Consider the following 20,565-nt stretch of genomic DNA (forward strand, 5'->3'; position numbering starts at 1 on the left):
GAATAAAATTACCAACAAGCTATATTTTTTGCTTAATATTATTGATTTATGTAGATTTGTCAAAATTTGTATAAACGTAAATTAAGAAAAAAACAATAGAAATAGACCAAAAAGCAACACTTGTAAATCACAAATTCCTTTTGCACAGTGATTTATGTTTGTTTTTTTTTCTATGTTTGCAAACAGTTAAAAATAAAAAAAATCTATATGAAGAAGAGATTATTTATATTTTCAGTAGCGCTATTATCAATTATTCAGTTTAATTATGGATCTAACGTAATTAATACCAATGAAATTGCAAATGCTATCTCAGAAAAAGATGTTAAGAATTCTTTTACAGAAAACTTTTTCAGTAATTATGAAGCTAACTGGAAAAATCTAGAAAATTTTAATACTGAATTCAATCAGAGTGCTTTTGCAAGTAAGCAGTTTACAGCGATAAGTGCACCTGCACCTGAAGCAGATGATTGTACAAGCGCTTTACCTGCAGTAGATGCTATCAATTTTTCTGAAAGTATGCTAGAAATTGCCATGGATAAAACTTATCAACCTGATAACAATCAAGGCTGTTGTTATAAGGAACAGCCTCAAGGTCACATGCATCCAAAGAGATTAAAACTAGAATATATAGGAAGTGGAAACCCCTGGATCGTTTTTAGATTTAAAAATTCTGGCGGAGCAGTTCATTTTCAGGGCAATGTTTCAAATGGTCAGTCCTTAATAGTTGATGGTTCGGGTATGGTAAATAAACACGGTCAAGAAGGACTCGAAACTAATACTTGGTATTCTATAGCGGGCTCTGCCGTCTCATATCACACCTCTTGTTCTACAAATTTAGATGTTGGTCATACTATTAACGGACATTTCAAAGTTTTGGCGATAGAAATGCCTTTAGTAAGTGGTATGGGTGGCGTTTCATGTACTGAAGGAGATTTTACACCTTGTGATGATCTTACTAACGCAGGTCATACATTTGAATGGCATAATTTATGCACCCAAGATGCCAGTCAAAACCTAAATATACCGCTTATGGATTGGGTAGATGCTTCCGGTGGGCAAGGAGGCACTATAGAATACCAGTGGCAGATAAGATGGGCCCCAAACGTATGGTATAATATTCCTGGAGCTACAAATAAAAATTATAATCCACCAAATTCTCCTTATAATGCTTCAACAAATCCTTATGGTTGGAAAGTTGGTGAAAATTATTGGCGTAGAAAAGCAAAAAGAACCTGTTCAACTACTTGGATAGAAAGTGAAGGTAAATATTATTGGATATCTGAAAACGTTCAAAATCCTGGCTCAATCTCAGGAGACGAATCTGAATGCAGCAGTTATAATCCAGGGAATATTTCAAATAACACTTCAGCTTCAGGTGGTGGAGGTTCTTGGATATCATATCAATGGCAATATAAAACAACTGGTAATTGGATTGCTATTAATGGTGCAACTGATGCAGGGTATAATCCGGGTTCTATTTCTCAAACCACTACATACAGAAGAGGAGCAATAAGAACTAGTTCAGGCTGCACAGTTGGGTATAAATACTCTAATGAGGTTATCAAAACAGTAACTAACAATAGCTTAAGTTTGCAGTGTGAGTATAAAGTTGATAATGGCGGTTGGATTACAAATAATTGTTCGATTACTCTAACACAAGGACAAAAACTTCAACTTTCTACAAATCCAAATTATTTGTCGTCATATTCTTGGACAGGTCCAAATAATTTTTCAGGTAGCGGAAATAATGGTGGAGATATTCTACTTTCAAATTCTGTTACTACAGCTATGTCAGGAACATACACGGTTATAGCAACAGATAGCAATGGATGCACTGGCTCAAAAAATATTACAGTTAATGTAGTATGTCCAAACCCTGCAAATAATACAACAGCAACTGCATCAATTAATGAAAATCAAACCAAAACATTAACGGGTTCTCCTTCTGGAGGTTCTTGGAGTATTGTATCAGGTGGCGGAACTATTAATGGTTCAACGTATACACCTGCTAATATAAATACAAATACTAATGTTAAAATTAGATATACAATTGCAGCAAACGGAAGTTGTGCAGCGACTTCAGATGATGTTACTTTTACTGTAACACCAGTTTGTACAACAGCAAATAATACAACAGCAACTGCATCAATTAATGAAAATCAAACCAAAACATTAACGGGCTCTCCTTCTGGAGGTTCTTGGAGTATTGTATCAGGTGGCGGAACAATCAATGGTTCAACGTATACACCTGCTAATATAAATACAAATACTAATGTTAAAATTAGATATACAATTGCAGCAAACGGAAGTTGTGCAGCGACTTCAGATGATGTTACTTTTACTGTAACACCAGTTTGTACAACAGCAAATAATACAACAGCAACTGCATCAATTAATGAAAATCAAACCAAAACATTAACGGGCTCTCCTTCTGGAGGTTCTTGGAGTATTGTATCAGGTGGCGGAACAATCAATGGTTCAACGTATACACCTGCTAATATCAATACCAATACTACTGTTAAGATTCGATATAGAATTGCAGCAAACGGAAGTTGTGCAGCGACTTCAGATGATGTTACGTTTACAGTAACTCCTGTTTGTAGTATAACGGCAAATAATACAACAGCAACTGCATCAATTAATGAAAATCAAACCAAAACATTAACGGGCTCTCCTTCTGGAGGTTCTTGGAGTATTGTATCAGGTGGCGGAACGATCAATGGTTCAACATATACTCCTGCTAATATCAATACAAATACTACTGTTAAGATTCGATATAGAATTGCAGCAAACGGAAGTTGTGCAGCGACTTCAGATGATGTTACTTTTACTGTAACACCAGTTTGTAGTATAACGGCAAATAATACAACTTCAACTGCATCAATTAATGAAAATCAAACCAAAACATTAACGGGCTCTCCTTCTGGAGGTTCTTGGAGTATTGTATCAGGTGGCGGAACGATCAATGGTTCAACATATACTCCTGCTAATATCAATACCAATACTACTGTTAAAATTCGATATACAATTGCAGCAAACGGAAGTTGTGCAGCGACTTCGGATGATGTTACGTTTACGGTAACTCCTGTTTGTAGTATAACGGCAAATAATACAACAGCAACTGCATCAATTAATGAAAATCAAACCAAAACATTAACGGGCTCTCCTTCTGGAGGTTCTTGGAGTATTGTATCAGGTGGCGGAACTATTAATGGTTCAACGTATACACCTGCTAATATAAATACAAATACTAATGTTAAAATTAGATATACAATTGCAGCAAACGGAAGTTGTGCAGCGACTTCAGATGATGTTACTTTTACTGTAACACCAGTTTGTACAACAGCAAATAATACAACAGCAACTGCATCAATTAATGAAAATCAAACCAAAACATTAACGGGCTCTCCTTCTGGAGGTTCTTGGAGTATTGTATCAGGTGGCGGAACGATTAATGGTTCAACGTATACACCTGCTAATATAAATACAAATACTAATGTTAAAATTAGATATACAATTGCAGCAAACGGAAGTTGTGCAGCGACTTCAGATGATGTTACGTTTACTGTAACTACAATAGATGATCTCCCATTAGCAGTTGATGATTCAGAAACTACAGATGAAGATATTCCAATAAATATTTCAGTTCTCAATAATGATGACTTTGGAACAGACGGTCCAAATACAGGTGCAATTACAATACCATCGGCAACATCTTCACAAGGAGGTTCTATTGTGGTTAATAAAGCAGGTACTCCAAATAACCCCACAGATGATACTATAGATTATACACCGCCACTAAACTATAGTGGTTCAGATAACTTTAATTATACAATCACAGATGGAAATGGAGACACATCAACTGCAACAGTTACCATTACAATTAGTCCAATCAATGACTTACCATTAGCTACAGATGATTCAGATACAGTTGATGAAGATAGTGGTGTAAATATTATCGTTGTTTTAGATAATGATACTTTTGGAGGAGATGGCCCAAATGTAGGTTCAATTTCTCTACAATCTGCAACATCAACTGAAGGGGCTTCGATTCAAGTGAATAAAGGAGGCACACCTAACGATCCAACAGATGATAAAATTGATTATTCCACAAAGCTTAACTTCAATGGAACAGATACTTTTGATTATACAATTACAGATAGTAACGGAGATACATCTACTGCTACAGTAACTATTACAGTTAATGGAGTAAATGATTTACCAGAAGCATTTGATGATGTTGCTATTACCGATGAAGATACATTGGTAAATATAGATGTTTTAGATAATGATACCTTTGGAGGAGATGGTCCTTCTAATGGTCCTATAACAATACCATCAACAACATCTGCTCAGGCTGGAATTATTGCAGTTAATAATGCGGGAACAATCACCGATCCAACAGACGATACTATTGATTATATTCCGGCTCCAAATTTTTATGGAGTAGATACTTTTAATTATACAATAATAGATAGTAATGGAGATACTTCTACAGCAACAGTAACAGTTACTGTTAGCGCAGTAAATGATTTGCCCGTTGCCACAAATGACTCAAAATCTACAAATGAAGATACACCAGTAAATATTAGCGCTGTTTCAAATGATAGTTTTGGAGGTGATGGTCCAAGTTCAAGCTCAATAACAATTCCTTCTGCAATTTCAGCAAACGGGGGTACAGTCGAGGTAAACGACTCAGGAACTCCTACTGACCCTACCGATGATTCAATAGATTATACACCAAAAGCTAACTTTAATGGTACAGATACATTTGATTATACCATTGCAGATAGTAATGGAGATACCTCTACAGCAACGGTTACAATAACAATATCACCTGTTAATGATTTACCTACAGCGGTTGATGATATTGCTACTACTTCAGAAAATATTCCAGTAGATATTTTAGTCCTTAATAATGATGATTTTGGAGGAGATGGTCCTAACACAGGAACAATCTTATTACCTTCATCTAACTCTAATGAAGGAGGGAACTTAGTGGTAGACGATAGAGGTACACCAACTGATCCTACTGATGATAGAGTAAATTATACACCAGCTTTAAATTTTAATGGTGATGATACTTTTGATTACACGATAACAGATAGTAACGGAGACACATCTACCGCTACAGTTACAGTTACTGTTGAGGTGAATACCGATCCATGTACTATAGGAGCTATAGTAGGTACTCCAACAGCGAATGACCCAGACGGAGATGGGATAAATAATTCATGTGATTTAGATGATGATAATGACGGTATTTTAGATACAGTAGAAGACACTTGTACTACAAACAATGGTTCTCAAGTTAGTTTTAATGGCTCTGGTACATATAATGTTGCAGCTTCAACTGATTCAGGTTTAATAATCGATATTAAAGGTTTAGATAATAGTTTTAACTTAAACATAAATGGTATTGATTTAGTACCAGTTCAACTTCAATTCGATCAAGGGTCTTATTCTTCTCCTTCAAATCAGTCTTTAGTAAAATTCAAATCTGATAATTTTTCTTATGGACAAAATGGTATACCAACAGTCTGGGGTATCAATGGAAATACAGGAAACCCTACTTTACGACTAGAAGTAAATGCTTTAGGGAAAGTATCATTATTTGGTAAAAGATCAGATAACGGAGAGTTAGAGGAAATGTATATTCAAAATAATGATCCTCAATTTGCTGATTTCTCTTTAAATACTTCAGGGAATAATACAATTATTATTTCTCAACTTAACTTTGGTCCAACAAACATAAACGGAGAATATTATTCTTATATGATAAATTGTTCAGGCACAGATGTAGATAATGATGGCCTATTAAATAGTTTAGACTTAGACAGTGATGGCGATGGTTGTAAGGATGTTACAGAATCGAAAGGAATAGATGCAAATAATGACGGTATACTAGATGGTTCAGGGTATGACAATAAAGGTAGAGTAGTAGGAGGAATAAATGGTTATGATGGTTTAACAGGAAATGAATATATTGCAAATCAAGTCACAGTTTTATCACCACCAACAGATGCAGTATCCAACACTACTGCAAGTTTTGAAATAGAAGTTAGTGCAGATGAAGCCACTTCATACAGTTCAGGAAGTCCAACATATGGCACGCCAGGTAATGCAAATACAGGATTAGGATATAGCTGGTATTTAGGAGATCCAGATAATGGAGGTAGTTTACTTTCAGATACAGCAATTTATTCAGGTACAGAAACAACTACTTTAAGCATAAGCGATGTTACAGGTTTATATAATAACGAATATTATGTAATCGTATCGCATGAGAATAATACTTGTATACGTGAGATTCGTTCAGCAACATTAATTGTAGATGATCCATGTAGTTATGGAGCAACAGTAGGTACACCAACAGCGAATGACCCAGATGGAGATGGTATAAACAATGCATGTGATTTAGATGATGATAATGATGGTATTTTAGATACAAAAGAAGATTCATGTACTTTAACACCAGCAGATTTAACTTGGCATGGATCAGCAGCAAGTAATATGACTACTGCAAATGGTAAAGATTTAGCAGTTACAGGAGGAATATGGAGTAACGCTTACTCAGATCAAACCTGGTCTTTACCATTAGAGATGACAGGTACAATAACCAGTGTAAGCAATGGTATGATAGGATTTTTACCAGTATCAAAAACAGAGACTACTGGAGGGACTTGGAATGATGGTGGCTACAAAGTACAAATAAGAAATAACGGTAATGGAATTTATACACGCCATGGTAATACAAATGTTGACTGGAAGTCTCCGAATTCTTTAAATTCAACTTTCCGATTTGTAATAGATGAGTCGGGTAATATGGAGTATTACTTTAATGGAAGTTTATTCTATTCAAATACAGTTCCTGTAGAGGATTATAAAATCACTATTTCTAGAGGAAGCTTTACAGTTGATGATTTCCAAATAATTTATCAATGTGATAGTGATATTGACAATGACGGAGTAGATAACAGTTTAGACTTAGACAGTGATGGCGATGGATGTAAAGATGTAGTTGAATCAGGAGGAATAGATGCTAATAACGATGGGATATTAGATGGTTCAGGTTTTGATGCAGACGGATTAGTAGCCGGAGGTAGCGGAGGTTATGATGGAAGTACAGGAAACGAATACATAGCATCACAACTCACAGTAACTTCAGGACCAAGCGATGTAACCGGATTTAATGGATCACCAGCTTCATTCACAGCAGTAGTAAGTTCAGAAGAAGCTACATCGTACAGTTCAGGAAGTCCAACATACGGTACACCAGGCAATGGAAATGATAGAATAACGTATCAGTGGTATTTAGGAGACCCAGATAGCGGAGGTAGTTCATTATCCGATACAGCAGTATATTCAGGAACAGAAACAAGCACATTAGAGATAAGTGAAGTATCAGGCTTAGACGGGAATGAGTACTATGTAGTAATAGGTCAAGAGAATAATAGCTGTATACGCGAGGTTCGTTCAGCAACTTTAACAGCGAATGATCCATGTACCTATGGAGCAACATTGGGTACTCCAACAGCGAATGACCCAGACGGTGATGGTATAAACAATGTCTGTGATTTAGATGATGATAATGATGGTATTTTAGATACAGAGGAAGATTTTTCTATATCTTCATTATCGCCAGAAGTGTGGTTAGATGCTTCAGATAGTTCAACGATAACAGAAAGTGGAGGAAAAGTAAGTCAATGGAATGATAAATCAGGTAATGGGCATCATGCAGTTCAATCAAACAATAGTTACAAGCCTAGCTATGTACAAAATGATTTAGCTGGTAAAGACGGAGTAGATTTTTACTTAAACAAATCTTTGAGAAAAAATACGGGTACGCAAACAGTAGGCTATGTGATCGCTGTATTAAAAGCCGAAAATGCAACCTGGAATAACTTTCATACTATTTTTGGTCATCGAGCAAACTCACGATTTGGTGGGATCATGCAATCTGGTAACACTGGTTTTCATAATAATGCCTATCCTGGATCTGTATGGGTAGACGGAATTTCTAAAACTGTTTCTAATACAGGCTTTAGTACTATAGATTCACCACATATATGGAGTTATACTCCAAATGGAAATACGGTCAAGACGCTAACCAATGGCTACAATATGGGTAGCTATGATAACAATTATGGACAGGGCTCTGCTACCCATTACGAGGTAGTAGTTTTACCAAGAATTCCAACAGATGAAGAACGTGAAAAATTAGAAGGTTACCTAGCACATAAATGGGGCTTAGCGAGTAGTTTACCAGTTAACCATCCATACAAATCTGCTTCTCCATCAAGTGATTTAGATGGAGATGGTTTAATCAATAGTTTAGATTTAGACAGTGACGGCGATGGATGTAAAGATGTAACCGAGTCAGGAGGCATCGATGCTAATAACGATGGTATATTAGATGGTTCAACTTTTGATACAGACGGATTAGTAACTGGAGGTACTGGAGGTTATGATGGGGCAAATGGCTCAGAATATGTTGCTTCTCAGTTGTCTATTACATCACCACCAACAAATGCAGTATCCAACACAACTGCAAGTTTTGAGATAGAGGCTAGCGCAGATGAAGCAACCTCATATAGTTCAGGAAGCCCAACATATGGCACACCAGGTAATGCAAATACAGGATTAACGTATAGCTGGTATTTAGGAGACCCAGATAATGGAGGTAGTTTACTTTCAGATACACCTGTTTATTCAGGTACAGACACAACTACTTTAAGTATAAGCGATGTTACAGGTTTACATAATAACGAATACTATGTAATCGTATCGCACGAAAACAATACTTGTATACGTGAGATTCGTTCAGCAACGTTAATTGTAGATGATCCATGTAGTTATGGAGCAACAGTAGGCACACCAACAGCGAATGACCCAGATGGAGATGGTATAAACAATGCTTGTGATTTAGACGACGATAATGATGGTATTTTAGATACTATAGAAGATAACCTTGTTTCTTCTTTAACTGCGGTAGCAGGTGCCTCAGCAATTACTATAGACTCTAATAATTTTACAGTAAACAACATCTCAGGCGGATGGGGTGCAGGAAGCGTTCATTCCAATGATTTAGGGATTGCACCAAATGAAGATTTTACACTTAGTTTAGAAGTTGAACTATTTTCTCAAAGGCACATCATGATTGGTTTAAATGCCTCAGGTAACAATAGTACTAATAGTCATGATGATATTGATTATGCACTATATTTTGCTGGAAATTCTGTATATATTTTTGAAAACGGTAGCAATAAAGGAACTCATTCTTCAGTAACTGCAGATTCAGATGTATTTTCCATAGCGCGTGTAGGAACCACAATTACCTATTCAAAGAATGGAACTGTATTTTACACAAGTTTAACAGCAAGCAGTGCTGCAGATTATTACATAGATAGTTCTATGCATGATAATGGTAACAATGGATACACCATCAGCAATATTTTGGTAACAAGATCTTCTTCAGACTTAGACGGAGACGGTATTCCAAACAGTTTAGACACAGACTCAGACGGAGATGGGTGTTTTGATGTAACCGAATCAGGAGGAATCGATGCTAATAACGATGGTATATTAGATGGTTCAGGTTTTGATGCAGACGGATTAGTAACCGGAGGTACTGGAGGTTATAATGGAGCAAATGGCTCAGAATATGTTGCTTCTCAGTTGTCTATTACATCACCACCAACAAATGCAGTATCCAACACAACTGCAAGTTTTGAGATAGAGGCTAGCGCAGATGAAGCCACTTCATACAGTTCAGGAAGCCCAACATATGGCACACCAGGTAATGCAAATACAGGATTAACGTATAGCTGGTATTTAGGAGACCCAGATAATGGAGGTAGTTTACTTTCAGATACACCTGTTTATTCAGGTACAGACACAACTACTTTAAGTATAAGTGATGTTACAGGTTTACATAATAACGAATATTATGTAATCGTATCGCACGAAAACAATACTTGTATACGTGAGATTCGTTCAGCAACGTTAATTGTAGATGATCCATGTACTTATGGAGCAACAGTAGGCACCCCAACAGCGAATGACCCAGATGGAGATGGTATAAATAATATCTGTGATTTAGATGATGATAATGATGGTATTTTAGATACACAAGAATCTAACTTAGTAAAAACTCTATCTCTTGTAGTGGGTAATGGTGTTACTATAGATAATAATAATATCACAGTAACTTCAGCTTTAACAGGAGACTGGGGCAGTAACAGTGTTCATTCCAATGATTTAGGTGTTGCGACAGGTGTAGACTTTTCAATGAGCATGCAAGCAGATTTGATAACTACCAGACACATTATGATTGGTTTAAATGCCTCTGGTAATAATAGTACAGCAAGCTATTCAGATATAGACTATGCCATTTACTTTAATAACACAAATAATCGAGTTGAAGTATATGAAAATGGTGGTCACAAAGGAAACTATGTCTCCATAACATCACCAGACGATGTTTTTTCAATAAAGAGAACAGGCACTACAATAACCTATTCAAAAAATGGTGTTGTATTCTATACTAGTGCAGCAGCTTCAACAGCATCAGATTATTACATAGATAGCTCTATTCATGATAACAGCAATAACGGTTATAGCATAACAAACATTATTGTAACCACAGAAACTTCTTATGATATTGACAATGACGGAGTAGATAACAGTTTAGACTTAGACAGTGACGGCGATGGATGTAAAGATGTAGTTGAATCAGGAGGAATAGACGCTAATAACGATGGTATATTTGATGGTTCAGGGTATGATGCAGACGGACTAGTAACTGGAGGTAGTGGAGGCTATGATGGAGTTTCAGGAAACGAATACATAGCATCACAACTCACAGTAACTTCAGGACCAAGCGATGTAACCGGATTTAATGGATCACCAGCTTCATTCACAGCAGTAGTAAGTTCAGAAGAAGCTACATCGTACAGTTCAGGAAGTCCAACATACGGTACACCAGGCAATGGAAATGATAGAATAACGTATCAGTGGTATTTAGGAGACCCAGATAGTGGAGGTAGTTCATTATCCGATACAGCAGTATATTCAGGAACAGAAACAAGCACATTAGAGATAAGTGAAGTATCAGGCTTAGACGGAAACGAATACTATGTAGTAATAGGTCAAGAGAATAATAGCTGTATACGCGAGGTTCGTTCAGCAACTTTAACAGCGAATGATCCATGTACCTATGGTGCAACAGTAGGCACTCCAACAGCGAATGACCCAGACGGTGATGGTATAAACAATGTCTGTGATTTAGATGATGATAACGATGGTATTTTAGATGTTAATGAATGTGCTGTCTATGGCTCATTAAATTATGAATTTTACGATAGTGTTCCTGCGGGTAGTACAACAGATAATATTCCAACTTCTGGTGCATTATCAGTTGGTACGGTAGATTATTGGAATGCTAATACTCTTCAAAATAATGTAGATCCTGGAGATGCAAGTAATATGTCAATACGTTACAAAGGTTTAATTGATATAGAAACAACAGGTAATTATACTTTTTATACCATATCGGATGATGGGTCAAAATTATTTATTGATGGTATTGAAGTAGTAAATAATGATGGTTCCCATGGAGCTCAAACTAGACAAGGTAATATTAATTTAACTGATGGATACCACACAATTGAAGTACTTTTCTTCCAAGGAGGCGGTCCATTTAGTTTAAATGTACAATATCAAGGTCCTGGAATTAATAAACAAAATTTACCATTTTCAATATTATTATCTAGTTTACCAACTTGTGATACAGACGGTGATGGTATTATCAATAGTTTAGATTTAGACAGTGATGGTGATGGATGTAAAGATGTAGTTGAATCAGGAGGGATCGATGCTAATAACGATGGTATATTAGATGGTTCAACTTTTGATACAGACGGATTAGTAACTGGAGGTACTGGAGGCTATGATGGAGCAAATGGCTCAGAATATGTTGCTTCTCAGTTGTCAGTAATTTTACCACCTTTCGATGCAACAATTGATAATGGATCTCCAGCTTCATTTACAATTACAACTTCTTCGGATGAGGCAACTTATTACAATTCAGGAAGTCCAATATATGGTACACCAGGAAATGGAAACGATAGAACTACCTACAGCTGGTATTTAGGCGACCCAGATAATGGAGGTAGTTTACTTACAGATACACTGGTTTACTCAGGTACAGACACAAATACTTTAAGTATAAGTGATGTAACTGGTCTAGATGGAAATGAATATTATATAGTTGTAAATCAAAGTAATAACTCTTGTGAAAGAGAAATACAATCAGCAACATTAACAGCGATAGATCCATGTACATATGGAGCAACAGTAGGTACACCAACAGCAAATGACCCAGATGGCGATGGTATAAACAATGCTTGTGATTTAGATGATGATAACGATGGTATTTTAGATACAGAAGAAGGATGTGAAGCTATTTCCTATGATGTTACCAACCTAACTTGGACAGGCGATAGTCAGATGAGTGTTGAGGCATTGGATAGTAATACCTTGAAAGGTACAAGTACTAGTAGTTGGAAATCTGTATTATCAGACCAAACTTTTTCACTACCTCTAGAGTTAAGCTTTACTTTTTCGGTTACCTCAAATTATACTATGATTGGACTTGCATATGAGAATAGTTCTTCAAATGGTAATTGGACAGTTCCAAATAGTTATGGTTTTTATTTGAATTCAAAAATTTCTTATACAAAAGATGTCAATTCACTTACAAATAATGTAAATAATATGAATGGCATCGAACATCGTATCGTTATCGATGAATTAGGTAACTTAACTTTATATAGAAATAATAGTATTGTAAAGACAAAAAGTGGTTTATCCACAGGAAACTACAGGGTATATATATCTAGTAATGGGAATTCAAACAAGCCTTTCGAAAATATTTCATTCTTAACTAATGATGGGTTGTTTACATGTTCACAAGACACGGATAATGATGGATTGACAGACAATATAGACTTAGACAGTGATGGCGATGGATGTAAAGATGTAGTTGAATCAGGAGGAATAGATGCTAATAACGATGGGATATTAGATGGTTCAGGTTTTGATGCAGACGGTAAAGTTATCGGAAGTTCGGGAGGCTATAATGGAGTTTCGGGAAATGAATATGCTGCACACCAAGCTAATTTTACTTCTAATCTTTCTAATCAAAATATTGACGAAGGTCAACCAGTTACATTTAGTGTTTCAGCATCTGCCGAACAAGCAACTTCTTACAATAATGGAGCACCTATTTATGGAACACCTGGAAATGCAAATAATGGAATAAACTATCAATGGTATTTGGGAGACCCAGACAATAGTGGCATTACCCTAACTGATATTGGAATATATACAGGTACAAATACAGCAGATTTAAATATTAGCAATAGTACTGGTTTAAATGGTAAACAATATTTTGTAAAATTGACACATGCTAATAATAGCTGTTTAATAGAAATTAAAAATGCAATATTAACTGTATGCTCAAGTGCAGATAACACAACATCAAACGCTTCAATCACTGAAAGTGAAACCAAAACTTTATCAGGAAATCCATCGGGAGGAACTTGGTCAATCGTTTCTGGAGGCGGATCTATTACAGGAACAACATATACGCCTGCAGATATCAATACTGATACAACAATCGTAATTCGTTATACAATTGCTGTTGATGGAGATTGTGCTGCAACAACAGATGATGTTACTTTTGATGTAACACCTGTCTGTGATGTAGTTGCTAACAATACGACTTCAATTGCTGCTATTACTGAAGGACAAACGAAAACATTAACGGGTACTCCTGCTGGAGGAACTTGGTCAATCGTTTCTGGAGGCGGATCTATTACAGGAACAACATATACGCCTGCAGATATCAATACTGATACAACAATCGTAATTCGTTATACAATTGCTGTTGATGGAGATTGTGCTGCAACAACAGATGATGTTACTTTTGATGTAACACCTGTCTGTGATGTAGTTGCTAACAATACGACTTCAACTGCTGATATTACTGAAGGACAAACGAAAACATTAACGGGTACTCCTGCTGGAGGAACTTGGTCAATCGTTTCTGGAGGCGGATTTATTACTGGAACAACATATACTCCTGCTGATATCAATACAGATACAACGGTGACTATTAGATATACGATTGCTGCTGATGGTGATTGTGCTGCAACAACTGATGATGTTACTTTTGATGTAACTCCTGTCTGTGATGTAGTTGCAAACAATACGACTTCAACTGCTGATATTACTGAAGGACAAACGAAAACATTGATAGCAACTCCTGCTGGAGGAACTTGGTCAATCGTTTCTGGAGGCGGATCTATTACTGGATCAACGTATACGCCTGATGATATCAATACTGATACAACAATCGTAATTAGATATACAATTGCTGCTGATGGTGATTGTGCTGCAACAACTGATGATGTTACTTTTGATGTAACTCCTGTCTGTGATGTAGTTGCAAACAATACGACTTCAACTGCTGCTATTACTGAAGGAGAAACGAAAACATTAACGGGTACTCCTGCTGGAGGAACTTGGTCAATCGTTTCTGGAGGCGGATCTATTACTGGATCAACGTATACGCCTGATGATATCAATACTGATACAACAATCGTAATTAGATATACAATTGCTGCTGATGGTGATTGTGCTGCAACAACTGATGATGTTACTTTTGATGTAACTCCTGTCTGTGATGTAGTTGCTAACAATACTACTTCAACTGCTGATATTACTGAAGGACAAACGAAAACATTAACTGGTACTCCTGCTGGAGGAACTTGGTCAATCGTTTCTGGAGGCGGATCTATTACAGGAACTACCTACACTCCTGCAGATATCAATACTGATACAACAATCGTAATTAGATATACAATTGCTGCTGATGGAGACTGTGCTGCAACAACTTCAGATGTTACTTTTGATGTAACTCCTGTCTGTGATGTAGTTGCAAACAATACGACTTCAACTGCTGATATTACTGAAGGACAAACGAAAACATTAACTGGTACTCCTGCTGGAGGAACTTGGTCAATCGTTTCTGGAGGCGGATTTATTACTGGAACAACATATACTCCTGCTGATATCAATACAGATACAACGGTGACTATTAGATATACGATTGCTGCTGATGGTGATTGTGCTGCAACAACTGATGATGTTACTTTTGATGTAACTCCTGTCTGTGATGTAGTTGCAAACAATACGACTTCAACTGCTGATATTACTGAAGGACAAACGAAAACATTGATAGCAACTCCTGCTGGAGGAACTTGGTCAATCGTTTCTGGAGGCGGATCTATTACTGGATCAACGTATACGCCTGATGATATCAATACTGATACAACAATCGTAATTAGATATACAATTGCTGCTGATGGTGATTGTGCTGCAACAACTGATGATGTTACTTTTGATGTAACTCCTGTCTGTGATGTAGTTGCTAACAATACGACTTCAACTGCTGCTATTACTGAAGGACAAACGAAAACATTGATAGCAACTCCTGCTGGAGGAACTTGGTCAATCGTTTCTGGAGGCGGATCTATTACAGGAACTACCTACACTCCTGCAGATATCAATACAGATACAACGGTAACGATTCGATATACAATTGCTGCTGATGGCGATTGTGCTGCAACAACTGATGATGTTACTTTTGATGTAACTCCTGTCTGTGATGTAGTTGCAAACAATACGACTTCAACTGCTGCTATTACTGAAGGACAAACGAAAACATTGATAGCAACTCCTGCTGGAGGAACTTGGTCAATCGTTTCTGGAGGCGGATCTATTACAGGAACTACCTACACTCCTGCAGATATCAATACAGATACAACGGTAACGATTCGATATACAATTGCTGCAGATGGTGATTGTGCTGCAACAACTTCAGATGTTACTTTTGATGTAACTCCTGTCTGTGATGTAGTTGCAAACAATACGACTTCAACTGCTGATATTACTGAAGGACAAACGAAAACATTAACTGGTACTCCTGCTGGAGGAACTTGGTCAATCGTTTCTGGAGGCGGATTTATTACTGGAACAACATATACTCCTGCTGATATCAATACAGATACAACGGTGACTATTAGATATACGATTGCTGCTGATGGTGATTGTGCTGCAACAACTGATGATGTTACTTTTGATGTAACTCCTGTCTGTGATGTAGTTGCAAACAATACGACTTCAACTGCTGATATTACTGAAGGACAAACGAAAACATTGATAGCAACTCCTGCTGGAGGAACTTGGTCAATCGTTTCTGGAGGCGGATCTATTACTGGATCAACGTATACGCCTGATGATATCAATACTGATACAACAATCGTAATTAGATATACAATTGCTGCTGATGGTGATTGTGCTGCAACAACTGATGATGTTACTTTTGATGTAACTCCTGTCTGTGATGTAGTTGCTAACAATACGACTTCAACTGCTGCTATTACTGAAGGACAAACGAAAACATTGATAGCAACTCCTGCTGGAGGAACTTGGTCAATCGTTTCTGGAGGCGGATCTATTACAGGAACTACCTACACTCCTGCAGATATCAATACAGATACAACGGTAACGATTCGATATACAATTGCTGCTGATGGCGATTGTGCTGCAACAACTGATGATGTTACTTTTGATGTAACTCCTGTCTGTGATGTAGTTGCAAACAATACGACTTCAACTGCTGCTATTACTGAAGGACAAACGAAAACATTGATAGCAACTCCTGCTGGAGGAACTTGGTCAATCGTTTCTGGAGGCGGATCTATTACAGGAACTACCTACACTCCTGCAGATATCAATACAGATACAACGGTAACGATTCGTTATACAATTGCTGTTGATGGAGATTGTGCTGCAACAACAGATGATGTTACTTTTGATGTAACACCTGTCTGTGATGTAGTTGCTAACAATACGACTTCAACTGCTGATATTACTGAAGGACAAACGAAAACATTGATAGCAACTCCTGCTGGAGGAACTTGGTCAATCGTTTCTGGAGGCGGATCTATTACAGGAACTACCTACACTCCTGCAGATATCAATACAGATACAACGGTAACGATTCGATATACAATTGCTGCTGATGGTGATTGTGCTGCAACAACTTCAGATGTTACTTTTGATGTAACTCCTGTCTGTGATGTAGTTGCAAACAATACGACTTCAACTGCTGCTATTACTGAAGGACAAACCAAAACATTAACTGGTACTCCTGCTGGAGGAACTTGGTCAATCGTTTCTGGAAGTGGGTCTATTACTGGATCAACGTATACGCCTGATGATATCAATACTGATACAACGGTAACGATTCGATATACAATTGCTGCTGATGGCGATTGTGCTGCAACAACTGATGATGTTACTTTTGATGTAACTCCTGTCTGTGATGTAGTTGCAAACAATACGACTTCAACTGCTGCTATTACTGAAGGACAAACGAAAACATTAACTGGTACTCCTGCTGGAGGAACTTGGTCAATCGTTTCTGGAGGCGGATCTATTACAGGAACTACCTACACTCCTGCAGATATCAATACAGATACAACGGTAACGATTCGATATACAATTGCTGCAGATGGTGATTGTGCTGCAACAACTGATGATGTTACTTTTGATGTAACTCCTGTCTGTGATGTAGTTGCAAACAATACGACTTCAACTGCTGCTATTACTGAAGGACAAACGAAAACATTAACTGGTACTCCTGCTGGAGGAACTTGGTCAATCGTTTCTGGAGGCGGATCTATTACAGGAACTACCTACACTCCTGCAGATATCAATACAGATACAACGGTAACGATTCGATATACAATTGCTGCTGATGGTGATTGTGCTGCAACAACTTCAGATGTTACTTTTGATGTAACTCCTGTCTGTGATGTAGTTGCAAACAATACGACTTCAACTGCTGCTATTACTGAAGGACAAACCAAAACATTAACTGGTAGTCCTGCTGGAGGAACTTGGTCAATCGTTTCTGGAGGCGGATCTATTACAGGAACTACCTACACTCCTGCAGATATCAATACAGATACAACGGTAACGATTCGATATACAATTGCTGCCGATGGAGACTGTGCTGCAACAACTGATGATGTTACTTTTGATGTAACTCCTGTCTGTGATGTAGTTGCTAACAATACGACTTCAACTGCTGATATTACTGAAGGACAAACGAAAACATTAACTGGTACTCCTGCTGGAGGAACTTGGTCAATCGTTTCTGGAGGCGGATCTATTACAGGAACTACCTACACTCCTGCAGATATCAATACAGATACAACGGTAACGATTCGATATACAATTGCTGCTGATGGCGATTGTGCTGCTACCACTTCAGATGTTACTTTTACAGTAACAACAGGTTTAGGAAGTATTGGAGATACAGTTTGGTTTGATACTGATGGAGATGCTATAAAAGATGCAAATGAAGATGGATTAGGAGGTGCAACTGTTACTTTAGACCCAGGTACACCAGGAGATCCTAGCGATGATACAACAGCGACAACCGATGTAAATGGAAACTATTTATTTAACAATTTACCACCAGGACATTACATAATAAGTGTAGATGTAAGCGCAGTAACTTCTGGAATTCCAGTGGGTAAAACACCTTCAGACTTGATACAAACATATGATTTTGATAGTGTAGGTACTCCAAATAACAGCGCGATTAATTTACCTTTAGGTCAAAACAATCTAGATCAAGATTTTGCTTATGGAGTTTCTTCAGGAAACACGGGAACAGGTAATAACGGTGGAGTTGAGTCAGAATCTTTAGGAGATGCAATTTCTAAGATTTACGTAGGTAGAAAGAAGAATTCTATGCCAACTGAATTTGTGAAATCAAGTGAGAACTTGTACAATAAAGTGAAGTTAAAATCCATACAGCCTTATCAAGGAAAAGGACAAACTTTATTAGACATGTTCCCTACCGAATTAGTAGCTGGAAATGTAGCCAATGTAACTTCACCAACTGATATTTTAGATTATACCATTGCTGATGAAGTATTATCTGTAGATTTCTCTATAAATGGAGAAACAAAAGGAGTTGTATTAGGAATTAAAACTTCAGATAAGATTTACAATCACACCAAAGCATCTTGTGATCGTTTAAGAGGTGCTGAAATATTGAATGTGCAAAAGGTTCGATTAGAAGGTTATAATTTCTTGATGCAAGGAATTAAGCAAAGAAACGGTGTTGTAGAGTATGCGATCTCATTTGCGGTTTCTAAGAACAACAATGATGATAAGTATACAATTCAGACAAACTGGTATGTAAATAACTATATCAAGTTTAACGATGTCTATAACTTCCAAGTATGGTCTACAAAGCCAGCGGATACTCAAAAATTAGTACAAGATATTTTAGATAACTTGAAATCTTATATTCCTGTACAACAAACAGAAATTCAGAAATTTCCAGAAACCTATGCTTCTAAAATTTACAGAGAAAAAGGGGAATTAGTGGTGAATTTAAGAAGTACTGAAGTTGGAAATACTGCTGAAGTTTCTATGGTAGAGTTATATTCTGAAACTGCAAATAATAACAAACACAGATACAATTCTTTAGATACTGAAATACAGCAATCGTTAAGATTAGACATTGCTGATGGATATGAGTATAATGGTCTTGTAACAGTAGAGGATGAAGTAGAAGATGCATTTTATCATGCGGATGGTAACTGGGGCTTAGATTATGATTCGGATTATACAGAGATACTAAACTACTTTGTATGGAATGATTTTGATAGAACATATCAAGATGATGAATATTCAATAAACAGAAATGTTGAGATCAAGGCAACTAGTGAGTATGATTACTTAACGGTTTACAAATCATTATTACCTGGTACATTGTCTGCTGATTACTCTGAGTACAAGTACTTATCATTTACTGCTAAAGGATCTGGTTTAATGGAATTAGGATTGATTAAATCTTCCATAGAACGATGGAAACAACAATACAGAGTGATGGTCGATTTATCTAAAGAAGAACAAACGTACTATGTGCCTTTTGATATATTTTCTTCTACAGGTACAACGAATAAAATAACTGCAGATGACTTAACCACTCTAGCATTTACTTTCTTGCCTGTTGAAGCGAATACTAAAGACTTAGATTTATTTATTTCTAACGTGAAATTCACTAAAACGGCTATTGAAGACCAGATAGTAAATAAAATTGAGAAGTTTGAAAATAACTTTATGGCATACCCAAATCCTTCTAAAGGAAGTGTAAATGTTATGATATTTAGTAAAGTGGACACCAAAGCAACTATCTCTTTATTTGATGTAACCGGAAAAGAAATCTATGTAGCTCCGGTGCAATTAATAAACGGTAAGAATGAAATAGACTTCAATGTAAAAGTGAAGCCTGGTGTTTTATTCTTAAAGGTGAATAGTAAAAAAGTTAATTATGGAGTTTCTAAAATTATCTTTAGATAGTATAAAATAATATCAATTGTATTTATTCAAAAAATTAAGCTGCATTTT

At 36.7% G+C, this 20,565-nt stretch carries 1 protein-coding gene; it reads left to right on the plus strand.

Translation table 11 applies throughout. The annotated features are described in order from the left end of the window. The first annotated feature begins 207 nt into the window (after nt 1-207). Entirely contained in the window at nt 208-20,517 is a 20,310-nt protein-coding gene (locus tag BLT88_RS10725) for an Ig-like domain-containing protein (RefSeq protein WP_091954718.1), read from the plus strand. Nucleotides 20,518-20,565: the final 48 nt, after the last annotated feature.

The sequence above is a fragment of the Polaribacter sp. Hel1_33_78 genome (genome assembly GCF_900106075.1).
In the GTDB taxonomy this organism is placed as follows: Bacteria; Bacteroidota; Bacteroidia; order Flavobacteriales; family Flavobacteriaceae; genus Polaribacter.